This window comes from Stieleria mannarensis (assembly GCF_014154935.1).
Classification (GTDB): domain Bacteria; phylum Planctomycetota; class Planctomycetia; order Pirellulales; family Pirellulaceae; genus Stieleria; species Stieleria mannarensis.
Genome location: NZ_JACEHH010000014.1, coordinates 137,798 through 150,776 on the forward strand (window position 1 = coordinate 137,798; position 12,979 = coordinate 150,776).

The 12,979-nt window shown below is 59.4% G+C and carries 12 protein-coding genes; 3 read left to right on the plus strand and 9 right to left on the minus strand.

Going from position 1 to position 12,979, the window contains the following annotated elements:
- Positions 1 to 201: 201 nt before the first annotated feature.
- The 5 genes from H1B37_RS11770 to coxB are packed head-to-tail and all read right to left on the minus strand — an operon-like array spanning position 202 to position 5,795.
- Positions 202 to 1,272: a c-type cytochrome gene (locus tag H1B37_RS11770; protein WP_182866851.1), complete on the minus strand. Its 1,071-nt coding sequence runs from the start codon at positions 1,270 to 1,272 to the stop codon at positions 202 to 204.
- Positions 1,269 to 1,943, minus strand: a complete 675-nt coding sequence (locus H1B37_RS11775; protein WP_182866852.1) for a cytochrome c oxidase assembly protein — start codon at positions 1,941 to 1,943, stop codon at positions 1,269 to 1,271. The genes H1B37_RS11770 and H1B37_RS11775 overlap by 4 nt, the downstream gene beginning before the upstream one ends.
- A complete protein-coding gene (locus tag H1B37_RS11780; RefSeq protein WP_182866853.1) occupies positions 1,943 to 2,329 on the minus strand; it encodes a hypothetical protein in 387 nt (128 codons plus the stop codon). The genes H1B37_RS11775 and H1B37_RS11780 overlap by 1 nt, the downstream gene beginning before the upstream one ends.
- A gap of 5 nt (positions 2,330 to 2,334) precedes the next feature.
- The gene (gene ctaD / locus H1B37_RS11785) at positions 2,335 to 4,851 is read right to left on the minus strand and encodes a cytochrome c oxidase subunit I (RefSeq protein ID WP_182866854.1); all 2,517 of its coding nucleotides are present in this window, start codon (positions 4,849 to 4,851) and stop codon (positions 2,335 to 2,337) included.
- Positions 4,848 to 5,795 (minus strand): cytochrome c oxidase subunit II, encoded by a 948-nt coding sequence (gene coxB / locus H1B37_RS11790; protein ID WP_182866855.1) that lies wholly within the window; start codon positions 5,793 to 5,795, stop codon positions 4,848 to 4,850. Before coxB ends, ctaD begins: the two co-directional genes overlap by 4 nt.
- Positions 5,796 to 5,968: 173 nt before the next feature.
- On the opposite strand from coxB, the gene H1B37_RS11795 reads away from it, so the two are divergent.
- On the plus strand, positions 5,969 to 7,024 hold the full coding sequence (locus H1B37_RS11795) for a sodium:calcium antiporter (protein ID WP_182866856.1): 1,056 nt from the start codon (positions 5,969 to 5,971) through the stop codon (positions 7,022 to 7,024).
- 44 nt (positions 7,025 to 7,068) lie between these two features.
- Here the strand turns inward: H1B37_RS11795 and H1B37_RS11800 are convergent, their stop codons facing one another.
- Positions 7,069 to 7,638 (minus strand): c-type heme family protein, encoded by a 570-nt coding sequence (locus H1B37_RS11800; protein WP_286177649.1) that lies wholly within the window; start codon positions 7,636 to 7,638, stop codon positions 7,069 to 7,071.
- Positions 7,639 to 8,007: 369 nt separating this feature from the next.
- On the opposite strand from H1B37_RS11800, the gene H1B37_RS11805 reads away from it, so the two are divergent.
- Positions 8,008 to 8,427, plus strand: a complete 420-nt coding sequence (locus tag H1B37_RS11805; RefSeq protein ID WP_182866857.1) for an RrF2 family transcriptional regulator — start codon at positions 8,008 to 8,010, stop codon at positions 8,425 to 8,427.
- 60 nt (positions 8,428 to 8,487) lie between these two features.
- Here H1B37_RS11805 and H1B37_RS11810 read toward each other — a convergent pair whose 3' ends face one another.
- From H1B37_RS11810 to H1B37_RS11820, 3 genes are all read right to left on the minus strand, one after another.
- Positions 8,488 to 9,042, minus strand: coding sequence for a c-type heme family protein (locus H1B37_RS11810; protein ID WP_182866858.1), 555 nt, complete (start codon positions 9,040 to 9,042; stop codon positions 8,488 to 8,490).
- Positions 9,043 to 9,133: 91 nt separating this feature from the next.
- Positions 9,134 to 9,583 (minus strand): GyrI-like domain-containing protein, encoded by a 450-nt coding sequence (locus H1B37_RS11815; protein ID WP_182866859.1) that lies wholly within the window; start codon positions 9,581 to 9,583, stop codon positions 9,134 to 9,136.
- Positions 9,584 to 9,642: 59 nt separating this feature from the next.
- On the minus strand, positions 9,643 to 11,424 hold the full coding sequence (locus H1B37_RS11820) for an NADPH-dependent assimilatory sulfite reductase hemoprotein subunit (RefSeq protein WP_182866860.1): 1,782 nt from the start codon (positions 11,422 to 11,424) through the stop codon (positions 9,643 to 9,645).
- Between the two features lie 309 nt (positions 11,425 to 11,733).
- Here H1B37_RS11820 and hmpA point away from each other — a divergent pair, with 309 nt between their 5' ends.
- Positions 11,734 to 12,969, plus strand: coding sequence for an NO-inducible flavohemoprotein (gene hmpA, locus H1B37_RS11825; RefSeq protein ID WP_182866861.1), 1,236 nt, complete (start codon positions 11,734 to 11,736; stop codon positions 12,967 to 12,969).
- Positions 12,970 to 12,979: the final 10 nt, after the last annotated feature.

A 12,979-nucleotide genomic window follows, 5' to 3' on the forward strand; every position in this document is an offset into this window, starting at 1 on the left:
CGTCGGTCCGCCAGCCCCACCATCTTTGTGCCGGCCAACCCGATCACGACCGCCGCGAGCAGAAAGACCGCGACGTTGGCTCCGACAGAAAGTGATAGATTCAGCATGAGGAGTCTTCTCCGGCCCGGACGGTGCTGTCGCGTGCGATTGGGAGATCAATGGTACGCTTCAGATGACCGATTAAATGCTCGTCGCACGATGTCACTCATCAGTCGGTTGCCGATCGCGTGGGAGCGATTCGAAATAGCTTGCAAGCTGTTGCGATTGTCGTTCGTTGATCGCGTCGGCGATCTTGTGCATCAGGTTGGCATTATCGGATCCTCCCCGCGACCGCTGGCGAAACAGAATCAGTTGGCGATACAGATACTCCGCCGGCTGGCCGGTTAGAATCGGATACGTGGGATCGTTCGATTCACCATGACATTCCGAACAGTCAGGGATTTTTAGCGTCTCGTCTTGCTGTGACAGGAGCTTTCGGCCCTCTCGGATTTCGTCTTCATCACGATCGGGCTTCTCGTCTGTCGGCGGCAACTGCACGGCGTACCATTTGGCCGTGTCCTCGATTTCCCGCTCGTCCAGCCGGGCGGCGATCGGCTCCATCACGCCGCTGTGCCGGTCGCCCGTGGCGTAAGCGTGCAGCGACTGACGCAGGTACGCTTCGTTTTGACCGGCCAGGATCGGAACGCGGGCACTGCCACGGCCGGCTCCGTCGACGGCATGACAAACGGCGCAGTGATCGACGACAACTTCCGGCGCATCGGCGATATCGTCCACAGCGAGCAGGTCCTGGTACTGCTGGCGGTTCATGTTGCCGACCTCTTGCAAGAATGCGACCAGCGGCCAGATTTCTTCGTCGCGATGCCCGCTCGGCCAAGCGGGCATGCCGGTGAATTTGATTCCATGCTTGATGATATAAAACAGTTCTTCCGTTTCCCACTCGTCCACGACACCGGGCAAAAAGGGCGGTGCAGGCGTCATTCGGGAAACCGCGCGCGGCTGACTCGATCCCGGCCGGCCGTGACACCACCGGCAATTGGATTGGTAGATGCCTGCCCCCAAGGTCAGCATGCCGGGTTCATTCAGCGACGGGACTTCGATGCCGACGCTGTGGGTTGCAATCGATCGGTCGCTGGCGAAATCTAGAATCCAATGGGTGATCGGCCAGTGACCACTGCTGGCTTTGACCGGCACGATACCGGTGACCAATGCGAGGATCCCGAGCACCGCCACGACCAGGCCGAGCAGTGCCAGATTCTTTAAAAAGTCCTTCATGATGATCTCTCCGCTGTCGCAGGTTGAACGACCGAATGGCCGGCTCGGGATGTCGGCTGCGCCAAGCGGTTTCGCAACAGGTCCCCCGTCAAGACAAGCCCGCCGGCCAGGTAGACGATCCCGCCGACGACCAACATGATGGCACCACCGAGATGCTGATCTTCCAGGGGACTCAGGCCGCTTAAGCCGTGCGGGTGTTGGAACAACAATCGCGGTGACAGGGCAAGCAACGCACCGAGCAAGGTCATGTGCATCGACGTCAGTAACAGTCCGACAACGCCGGCGGCACTCCGCCCACGTGATCGCGGCCGCTCGCCTCCAAACGCCGACAACCAAACCCACACACCGGCCGCCAGAAACGTGGATTGCTCCACGACGAAACCCAACAGGTCGTGTCGGGCCCAATGATGCAGACCCGGTCCATGCCAGGCCCAAACGATGACAAGTTCGCCGACCGACGCCGGGATCGGAGAAAACAGTGCAGGAACCTTCTTGACCGGGTCGTAACGCAACCCCGCGGCAGCAATCGACAACAGCGGTGCGGCAATCGCCACGATCAACATGTGCAACGTCATGTGTGCCGCAAACGAACTGCGTGCGAGACCGGGCAACGGGCCCAGCCAAGCGGCCGCCAACACCATCCATCCCAGATTCCAAAGGAACAATCGCATCAGTGACAGGTCCCCACGAAAACAAGCACCAATGCGGTGAAGAGCGTCGCGACCGCACTTAAACACGCCAATAAAAAGGTTGCAAACCCGATCATTCGTCGCTGAGCGTCACGGCCGGAATCATCATGCGACGTGGAATGACGACCGTGATGGTGGCGACGAAAACCTGATGCACCGATCGCGGCGATCAACAGCAATGCGATCACGGTGTAGGACATCACGGCAAGCTGCACTTCGCCCGCCGAGCCATCCGAGTCCGCGAGCTTTGCACAGAAGATCGCCGCGGTCAGATAGCTGGCCAGAAAATGCACCGCCCAAACGGCCGGCGCGCTGACGATCGCCCACAACGGCGAAACTCGATTGTCGCGCGAAATTGATTTCGACATCTTCATCACCTCGCCACCATCGGAAATCCGGCGATCACCAAGCAGGTGATCAGCGTGGTCAGAAAGATGAAGTGCCAATACAGCGTGACGTTGACGATGTCGGCATCGTAGCGCGCCGTCATCTTGCCCGCCATGCGTCGCGCGGCGCAGTACAGCTGCATCACGATCCCGACCACGACGTGCAATGTCGTCCAGATGACCAGCACCCAGACGATCGCCGGATAGACGTGCGAGGTCGGATCCATCGCATGAGTCGCAGGCCCCATCAGCAACGCCCAGCCGCCGGTCAGGCTGAGCGCGATGCCGCAAACCAATGCCCCATAGAACATCGAGCCGCGGTTCTGGCGATTGAATTGACGCGCGGCCATCACCGCCGACCAGACCAACGTGATCGCCAGCAGTGCCGCGATGGGCCAAATCCAACCCGGCCCGGTCGAGTCTTGCGGCGGAAAATCCTCCTGGATCGTCCAGTAAAAGAAGTAACCAAATACAAGTGAAATGAAGGCGGTCATGTCGCCCAGCATCGTGATGAACATTGCCCACCAGCCGACGGCGCGGGAACCGGAGACATAAATCGGGAGCGTTACACCGCGACCGACGTCTTTCTCGTGCTTTTCCGGAATCCAGGCCGTCCCCGTCCACAACCAGACCAGGATCGTTGCCACCGCAAGAACGCCGCTGATCCCCGCGGCAACGTACCAGTGGAACGTGGACAAGATAAACACGCCGCCGGTGAACACCGCCGCAAAATGCGTCAGAAACGTCGGCCCGGGAACCCGCAGACATTGAATCGGTTCCGCATCGACGACCGAGGTCACCAGCGTTTCGCGTTTACCTTCATCTGCCCCCGGAAGAAAAAAACGCCCCTCGTCGACGTCTTGGACAAATTGTTCCTGATCCCACAGCGGGTAACGAGTTTCGACAATCGGGATGCTGCGGACACCCCAGGGTTTATCCGGTACTTCGGCCAACCATTCCAACGTTCCCGCATTCCAAACGTTGCGCGGCGCGAGTGGCTGTTTCGACTTGGGCCGGAGCACGTCCCACAGGAAAACCAGGAAACCCGCTGCCAACACGAATGCGCCGATCGTCGAAATCAGATTCAATGTTCCGACTTCCAACTCCGGCTGATACGTGTAAACCCGCCGCGGCATCCCCAGCAAACCGCTGAAGTGCATCGGGAAAAAGCTGACGTTAAAGCCGATCAACATCATCCAAAACGCGTAGCGTCCCAATCGTTCGGAAAGCTGTTTTCCGGTCACCGCCGGATAGTAGTAGTAGACGCCGGCCACAATCGGAAAGATGGTTCCGCCGATCAGCACGTAGTGCAGGTGCCCGACGATGAAGTACGTGTCGTGTGCCTGGTAGTCGAACGGAGCGACAGCGACCATCACGCCGGTCAGGCCACCGACGATAAACGTCGCCAGTCCGCCCAGAGTGAACAACAAGCAAACCGACTTGGTGACGCGGCCGACCAACAACGTGGCGATGAAACAGAACAGCTGAATCCCGGTCGGGATCGCGACGGCTTGTGATGCGGCCGAAAAGATACCGATGGAGATCGCCGGCAACCCCGTTGTGAACATGTGGTGGACCCACAAGCCGAAACTCAAAAATCCGGTTCCCACGGCCGCCAGCACGATCCATCCATAACCCACCATCGGCGCGCGGGCAAACGTCGGGACGATCATCGCGAGCAGCGCGACCGACGGCAGAAAGACGATGTAGACCTCGGGGTGGCCGAAAATCCAAAACAGATGCTGCCACAGCATCGGGTCGCCGCCGCGGGAGGCGTCAAAGAAAGGCCAATCGAGTGACCGCTCGAGTTCCATCAACAAGTCGCCGGCGATCAACGGCGGAAATGCAAACAAAATCATCACGGCGACGACCAGGATGTACCACGCGTACAGCGGAATCAGGTTCAATCGCATTCCCGGTGGGCGGCACTTCAGGACACCCACGATCAATTCAACCGCCGCCGCGATCGACGCCACTTCGATAAACGACAATCCCAACAGCCAAATGTCCACACCGACGCCGGTTTGGTACTCCGTCGTCATCGGCGGGTACATGAACCATCCCCCCTCGGGAGCCACGCCGAAGAAGATCGAGCCACAGACGAAGATGCCGCCGATCAAAAAACACCAAAACCCATACGCCGACAGCCGGGGGAACGGCAAGTCTCGTGCACCGAGCATCTCGGGCAGCAACAGGATCGAGATCGCTTCCAGGATCGGCACGGCAAACAGGAACATCATCACACTGCCGTGCATCGTGAACACTTGATGGTACTGATCCGCCGTCAAAAAGTCGTTTTCAGGAACCGCCAACTGAATCCGCATCAACAGCGCCAGGATTCCGCCGAACAAAAAGAACGTGAACGACGCGACCACGTACCACAGTCCGACTTCGGAGTTGTTGACGGCCGTCCAATACCGCCATCCGGTCGGAGTCCGCCATGCGTCCAGCAACCGCGCGGCGGCGGGATCCCGTTCATCGGTGGTGGTCGCTTCGGCAGTCAATGCAGTTGCTCCAGGTAAGCGACAATTGCATCCACCTCGCGTTCGTCGAGTGCTTGAAACGCCGGCATCGTCACACCGGGTTTGACGTGGTGCGTGTGGGTGATCCAGTGGCGAAGGTTCTCGGTATTGTTCGGCTTGGTTGCGGCGCCCAGGCTGCTGCGACTGGCCAGATGTGTCAGATCAGGGCCGACCCTGCCCCGTGCGTCGGTTCCTCGGATCGTATGGCAAGCACCGCACCCTTTGCGTCGAAACAACTCGCCGCCTCGGATCGCCGATTGCTGTGACGGTTCTCGCGCGTCACTACTTTGGTTGCTTAGCCAACGGTTGAATTCTGGTCGCGGCATCACGGTCACATCGAACCTCATCTGCGCGTGCGCCGTCCCGCAGTACTCGGCACACACGCCGCGAAACTTTCCAACTCGGGTCGGGTACAACTTCAAACGAGTTTCTCGGCCGGGAATCATGTCGACCTTGCCGCCCAGTGAGGGGATCCAGAACGAATGAATCACATCTTCGCTGGTCAATTTGAACTCGACCGCTTCGTCGACCGGCAATCGAATCTCGTTCGCCGTTTCGATGGTTCGGCCATCGTCGGTTTGATACTGGACGCGCCACCACCAACGCACGCCGTTGACCTTGACCGTCGGGCTGTCGCTTGGCGGGGGGCGATGAAGTTCCGGCAGCATCGCAAGTGCGTAACACAGTAAAGATGACAGCACCACCGTCGGAACCACGGCGCCTCCGCCGATCACCAGCGTCTTGGTCAGGCGAGGGCGGTGTCCTCCGGGAACAACGATCGAATAGACCGACAATCCGACGACGATCAACCAGATCACCACCCCGCCGCCGACCATCCAGTGGAACAGATCGACGATTTGCGTGGCACCGACTCCCGCCGGGTCAAGTGCTGATTGCGAAACATCGTCGATCAATTCAGGACGCATGTTGGCTGGATCGGATTTGACCAAGTTGCACGAATTCGGACCATCGCAACGGAGTCCTCCAAGGACTGGCTGCGGTTTTGTCGGCGGCGTGGAAGCGGTCATCCAGGCGACGCAAATGTCATGCCCACCAGACGGCCGCGTTCGGTATGCGTGTTGCTGTGTTAGGACTGGTGATGAACTTCGAAGACCATTCCGTCGGCGTCAATCTTTCCGTGTTCGCTGTCGGTGCGCTGTTGGTGTGGGGGGCGGGAACGAAGCTCAGCAAGTACGTTGACTTGATCGCGGACCGGACGGGGCTGGGCAAAGCGTTCGCCGGTGCGTTGTTGCTGGGAGGGGCGACGAGTCTGCCGGAATTGGCGACGACGCTCACCGCGTCCTATTCCGGTGCCGCCGAACTGGCCGGGACAAACCTGTTGGGCGGCGTTGTGATGCAAATTGCCGTGCTCGGTCTGATCGACGCGCTGGTGTTGCGTGGCCAGCCGTTGACACTGTTTTCGCCCCGATCGTCGTTGCTGATGGCGGGTATCATGCTGATCGGGTTGGTCGCGATGGCATCTGCAGCGGTCACCAGCGGCGAACTGTATTCATGGCAGGGTGTCGGGGTTTGGCCGATCGTGCTGTTCGCCGCCTACCTGCTTTCGATGGGTGTGATCTATCGCTATGAAGGCAATCCGCGCTGGGAGCCGCGCGGCCAGATCGCTCAACCACCCGAATCGGCCCGCGACCTCAAAGATGCGCACCGCGACGCCTTTCAAGATGTCTCGATGGCGCGGTTGGTGGCCTCGTTCCTGATGGCGTCGTTGGTGGTGCTGGTCGGTGGGTTTCTGGTCGCCCGGACCGGTGAAACGATTTCGCAGCAAACCGGGATCGGACAGAGCATCATCGGCGCGACGCTGGTCGCCCTGGCGACCAGTTTGCCAGAGGTCAGCACGACGTATTCCGCCGCGCGATTCGGAGCCTACAGCATGGCCGCGGCAAATATTTTGGGAACCAACAGCCTGGAAATCGCATTGTTCTTGCCAGCGGAACTCGCCTATCGAGAAGGCGCCATTTTTGATGCCATGCAACCACCGGTCTCTTTTCTCGGCACGCTCGGGATTCTGGTGACTTGCTTGTACCTGTGGGGAATCCTCGAACGACGCGACCGGACGATCCTGGGGATGGGCGCCGACTCGTTTGCCGTGCTGATCGTGTACGTCTGCGGTATGGCGATCTACTGGATACTGTAGAGGTTGAACTGCCGGTGTACCAAGTTATCAATACGACTGGAGGTTCAGCGATCGAGCCTTAGCGGCATCGAAATCAATAATCCGGCGGTTCGGTCTTCGGTGCTCTTGCGGTGCTTGACGTGACATTTCAAGCACTGGGACGCCAACCGGATTGGTCCGGCGAACCGATAGCGGGATGGCTCAACCGCTTCGTGCCGGGGCTTCCCCGCCTTGAGCGCCGCGACGGCCGCCTTTTCGAATTCATCGTCGGCCTGATGGTCGACGTTGACGATGTCGGTTTCGACGATCAGCCATTTCAAGTCGACGGAGTACTGGTCGGCCAACGCGTCAAAGACGTCTTCCAGCGACGCGGACGGGATCGCGTGGGCGTCGTCCTCGTCGAACAGGTCTCGGTGCATCACTTGCAACGCGCCCCGGATTGATTCGTACAACAGAATTGCTCTCGCCCGGGCTTCGGGAACACTGCTCGGCGGCGCGACTTCTGGCGCGGTCGATTGCGGTTGTGACACCGCGGCGGGTTCCTTGGCGCCCGCTGCCCAATCGCTGGCCACCAGCACCAGGAACGACATCGAGAGGGTGCATGCGAAAAGCGTCATGTTCGATGGTCGTTTCATTTTTTGTTCCCGATTGAGTTCAGGTGCTGGTTGACGATTTTGGATCGGCGAGGTTGATGCTACAATCGCGGCATCGATCGTGATTCGGGTTCCAACTTCCTGGGCGGGGGTTGTTGATGCCCTGCGATCGATGCCTGCAATCAGGGTCGGTGTCTTTTGGGGGCTGTCGCGGGGCTCGGTGTCGGTCGGTCGTGTGGGGAGCGCTGGGCCGCTCGCTTACGGTTCGTGCCGGTATGGGGGCTGTTTGCTGGGGTGGGGGGGCGAAAAAAACGCGGTTGTGCGGGGCTTTCGATGTGGCCTGAAATAAAACTCTTGGACGGAACTACGCCCCTCTCGTCTGTTTCGTCCGACCCGAATGTTGCCAATTCCATGAAGCTGACCACCCAGACCGATTACGCATTGCGGACGTTGATGTTTTTGGCGACGCGATCGTCTCGCGCGAACGTACGCGACATCGCAACCCTGTTCGGAATCTCGGTCAACCACGTGGCGAAGGTCGTCAATTTGCTTGCCCGCGAAGGCTACATTCTCAGCACCCGGGGTGTCGGCGGAGGGATCGAATTGGCCAAGCCGCCGGCGGAGATTTTCATCGGGCAGGTCGTCGCTGCCATGGAAACCGACATGCATCTGCTTTCCTGTGTCGGCAGCGATGACTCCTGTGCCATTCATTCGTTCTGTAAACTCAAGGGTGTGTTGGCCGAAGCCGAGCGAGTGCAACGCGAATACCTGGACGGCGTGACGCTCGCAGATGTCGTCCCGACGCGTCGACAACTTAATCGTGTGCAATAACGCATCGATTTAAAGCTGCGGATCGACGCGTCCGAAACAGGGCTCGGCCGCTTTCATGGATTACTCGATCGCAACGGTGTAACTGATCGCCCCGATCGGTTCTCCCTTTTTGGCGTCGGCATAATGTGAGTGGCACATCACGCACTTCTGCATTACGACGGGAACGGGCGTCAGCGAACGCAGGAACGGCTTGCCGTCGATGGTGACAACCTGCTCATGTCCCTCGGCACCGGCCTTGAGTTTCTTGATCCCGGCTTTTTCAAAGTCATCTTTGGCGACGTTTTCGATTTCGTACGGGTCCCCGGTCGCGTCGATCAATCGCACCTTGTTGTCCCCCGACTCGGAGATGTTCTTGAACAACAGCACGGCGGCGCTGCCCGCCGCGAAATCGCTCTCGTCATGCACGTATTTGTCGGTCACCATCACGATCGTTTGCTTGAAAATATTGTCCAGCATCTTGACCGTTCCGCGGGCCCGTTGGACCGCCTTTTTCTTGGGGGCGGCGCTCGGTTCGGATTCCTGTGCCGAAGCGACGGCAGGGGCGATGCTTGCGGCGAAGACTGCGGCGCAAAGGCAGGCAAGACCGAGATGGCGGACGTCAACATGACGATTCATCGGGAAGACTCCTCAGGAGGCGGGGGAGGGGAAAAACGTGCACCTGGAGGTGTACGTTGTGCCTCCTTTTTAGCTCGACGCACCCGCGGCGTCAATCTTTTCCCCGATCGGCGATCCCGACATAGATGGCGACCGAACTCGGATCAGCCGGATCATGGACTTCGAAGTCGGCCAGATAGTTGCGAGACAAGTTGCTCGACCGGATCCGTTGCCAGGTTTCGGCCACGCTGTCCGGTTGGTCACCATGGGCATGAAAAACGGCGTAGGTTCCGGCGGGGATCTCACGGATGGCAAACCCTTCCTCGGGACAGCAGGCGTCGAACACTTCGCAGCCCAGGAAATAGGTGCAGGGCCCGGATCGATCATCTTCGTATTGCACGTAGGCCGCGATCAGAGCGTCATCGACACGTTCGGGCATGTCGTCGATCAAGCCATCGGCTCGGAATCGATCCCACAGCGCGTTAATCTGGTCATCGCCCACGCCGCAGACGCGCGTTTCAATTCCGTACAGCAATCGGACGGGGTGTGTTTCGATCTTCACGGATGGCGCGACTCCTGACGGTTGAACTTCCGGACTTCGACTCATGGGGACAGGCTTGGTCACTCGGCGACTTCGCAGGGGCGAGACAAAGCTTCGACGCCGATCCGGTCACAGAAATCGCCAAAGCTTTCGCCCGCATTGCGTTCCTGTTTGAATTGAAGGAACACCGGCCGCAACGTCGCGGCGATTTCACTGCGAGGCACTTGGTCTTTGTAGATCGCCGCCATTTGATTGCCGCGAAGATTGCCGCCCAGGAACACGGTGTAGCGACCTTCGCCGGTTTTGCCGTCCATGCTACGTCCGACCAATCCGACGTCCGCGTTGTAGGGGCGGGCACAGCCGTTGGGGCATCCCGTCATGCGAATCGAAAACTGCTCGGCGGACAGGCCCAACTCGTTGAGTTCCGCTTCCAGATCGTCGATCACGCTCGGCAACACGCGCTCACTTTCGGTGACCGCTAAGCCACAGGTCGGCAGTGCCGGGCAAGCGAACGAGAATCGGCGCGCGTTGCTGATCTGATCGACCGTCACAACACCGTGATCGGCCAGGATGTTTTCGATGGTCGATCGCTGCTGGGGCGCGATGTCGCACAACAAGATGTTTTGCTGGGCGGTCAAGCGGCAATTGGAAACATGGTGGCGGAACAGTTCACGCAGCGCGGTCTTGAGTTGCAAATCACCTTCGTCCTTGACGCGTCCACTTTCGATCGGCAGCCCCAGAAACCACTTTCCGTCCCCTTGCTCGTGCCAGCCCAGGTGGTCGTCGTGGCCGGTCACGTCATCGGGGTGTGGATCGGGCAACGGGCGTGGGACCGTTCCCGCGGGAATGCCACAGATCGATTCGGCTTGGTCCAGGTACTGTTCGACTTTGGCCTTGAACGCCGGCAGTCCCATGTTGGCGATCGTGTACTTCAGACGCGCCTGGCTGCGATCGGCGCGGTTGCCGAAGTCACGTTGCACCATGATGACCGCCGTGATGACGGCCCGCAGGTGTTCGATTTGAACAAACGCCATCCGCTTTGCCAGTGCCGGAAAACACTGCTTCTTGCTGGGAGTCGTTCCCATTCCGCCACCGACCAGGACGTTGAACCCGATCAGCGTGTCGCCTTCGGTCACGCCCAATAGTCCCAAATCGTTGTCGTAAACGTCGATGCAGTTGTCGCTGCACAGCGCCAACGCGATCTTAAATTTCCGCGGCAGATAGGCGTCGCCGTAAATCGGGTCGTGCTCCGAGTCGTCCGGTGCACCGACGACTTGCTCACGCCTGCCGGTCTCGGGGTCTTTGATCCAGATCTCGTGATAGGCGCCGGTTTTGGGGCGAACGTGGTCGGCGATTGCGTCCGCCAGTTGCTGCAGCTGGTCTCGCAAGCCGTTGTGTCGCAACGGAGCGGGACAACAGCAAACGTTACGTGTCACGTCGCCACAGGCGGATTGCGTGGACAGCTTCATCGCGTTGATGCGATGAATCACATCCCACAAATTATTCTTGACCACGCCGTGCAACTGAATGCTCTGCCGCGTCGTGATTCGGATCGTGCCGTTGCCAAGCTCGTCGGCGATGTCCAGCTCGCCGAGGAATTGCGCGGCGGTCATCTTTCCGCCGGGAATGCGATTGCGAACCATGAAGGAATACGCTTTTCCGAGCCCTTCCTTTCGTCGCGACTTGCGCAGATCGCGATCGTCTTGCTGGTAGGTTCCGTGAAATTTCAGCAGTTTCGTCGTGGCGTCCTGAACATGGTCGGTGGAACGATCCGCAAGCTCGTCCGCGATGCTGCCACGAAGCCCGTCGCTGGCTTCCTTGATCAATTCAACTTTCGACTTTTTGCGTTCTTCTGTGGGCATCAATGTTTTTCTCTGGACGCGAAGTGAGCACCAGCTTTGCAAACCTGTATCGGGGGTGCATGTTTTAGTCGCGACGAAGCCCGAGTGTCAACGGCAAGCGATGGCGACGGCAAGCAAGCCGCGTCGACTGCCAACATTCAATGCACCTGTCGGGTAAACGCCTCGGCGGTGAAACCGCGAGCGGAGATCGGCAATTTCGATACACCAGGTTGACGTCCATGTTTCAAACTATACACTGAGGTGCAGGTTTGGCGTTTCCAGCCATCCTTTCCCGCCATTTTTCCCCGCCAAAACGAGCTGCCGAACAAGATGCTGAGCGAAAAAACGATTCGAATCGTCAAAGAGATCACCCCCCTGGTCGCCGCCAATGCCGAAACGATCACGCGGCGATTTTATGAGCGGATGTTCCAGGCCAACCCTGAGGTGAAGGCGTTTTTTAATCAATCGCACCAACACACCGGCGGCCAACAGAAGGCCCTGGCCGGGGCGATCTGCGCCTATTTCACGCACATCGACAATCCCGCGGTGCTGATGCCGGCGGTCGAGTTGATCGCACAGAAACACTGTTCGCTGGGCATCAAGGCCGAACACTATCCGATCGTCGGCAGCAATCTGCTCGCGGCGATCAAGGACGTGATGGGCGACGCGGCGACCGAGGAGATCATCGATGCGGTCGCCGAGGCGTACGGTTTTTTGGCCGACATCTTCATCGGCCGCGAATCAGCGATCTACCAGGAGCAGGAGGGGGTCCCGGGCGGTTGGAATGGCACGCGAACCTTTGTCGTCACCAAGAAGGTCCCCGAGAGCGACGTGGTCACTTCGTTCTACCTAAAACCCGAGGACGAGGGGCCGCTGCCGCCGTTCAAACCCGGCCAGTACATCACGGTTCACATCGATCATCCACACACACCAACGTCCCCACGCAACTACAGCTTGTCCGATCGACCGGGGCAATCGCACTATCGCATTAGCGTCAAACGCGAAGAACGACCGACCGCCGACGCGCCGGACGGATTGATCTCCAGCCACTTGCACGACGCGATCGACGAAGGCCACCACATCAAACTCGGTCCGCCTTGCGGTGAGTTCACGGTGGACCCTGCGGCGGTTGGCCGGCCGATCGTGTTGCTGGCCGGTGGGATCGGAGTGACGCCGCTTTTATCGATGGCGAAATCAATCGTCCACGCGAATCCCGACGCGTCGATCTACTTCCTGCAAGCGGCACGCAACAGCAGCGTTCACGCGTTTGCCGACGAACTTGGCAATCTGGCCGAAGCCGCGCCGAACGTGCGGACGCATGTCATCTATGACCAACCACTGCCGGGGGACGTCGAAGGCGGCAAGTGCGATTCGGTCGGTGTCGTGACGACGGCGTTTCTGCGTGACTGGGTGCCGTTGACGGACGCCGAGTTTTACTTCTGCGGGCCCAAACCGTTCATGCAAAGCATCCACGCGAGCCTGCAAGAACTCGGTGTCGATGAACATCGCGTGCGTTACGAGTTTTTTGGGCCGAAGCAAGAATTGGACGCCGCGGTCCCCGTGTAACATCGCCGCG

Bases quoted from the DNA above. Each gene is read 5' to 3' on its own strand.
- H1B37_RS11770 (WP_182866851.1), bottom strand. From the start codon at position 1,272: ATGAAGGACTTTTTAAAGAATCTGGCACTGCTCGGCCTGGTCGTGGCG.
- H1B37_RS11775 (WP_182866852.1), bottom strand. From the start codon at position 1,943: ATGCGATTGTTCCTTTGGAATCTGGGATGGATGGTGTTGGCGGCCGCT.
- H1B37_RS11780 (WP_182866853.1), bottom strand. From the start codon at position 2,329: ATGTCGAAATCAATTTCGCGCGACAATCGAGTTTCGCCGTTGTGGGCG.
- coxB (WP_182866855.1), bottom strand. From the start codon at position 5,795: ATGCGTCCTGAATTGATCGACGATGTTTCGCAATCAGCACTTGACCCG.
- H1B37_RS11795 (WP_182866856.1), top strand. From the start codon at position 5,969: ATGAACTTCGAAGACCATTCCGTCGGCGTCAATCTTTCCGTGTTCGCT.
- H1B37_RS11800 (WP_286177649.1), bottom strand. From the start codon at position 7,638: ATGAAACGACCATCGAACATGACGCTTTTCGCATGCACCCTCTCGATG.
- H1B37_RS11805 (WP_182866857.1), top strand. From the start codon at position 8,008: ATGAAGCTGACCACCCAGACCGATTACGCATTGCGGACGTTGATGTTT.
- H1B37_RS11810 (WP_182866858.1), bottom strand. From the start codon at position 9,042: ATGAATCGTCATGTTGACGTCCGCCATCTCGGTCTTGCCTGCCTTTGC.
- H1B37_RS11820 (WP_182866860.1), bottom strand. From the start codon at position 11,424: ATGCCCACAGAAGAACGCAAAAAGTCGAAAGTTGAATTGATCAAGGAA.
- hmpA (WP_182866861.1), top strand. From the start codon at position 11,734: ATGCTGAGCGAAAAAACGATTCGAATCGTCAAAGAGATCACCCCCCTG.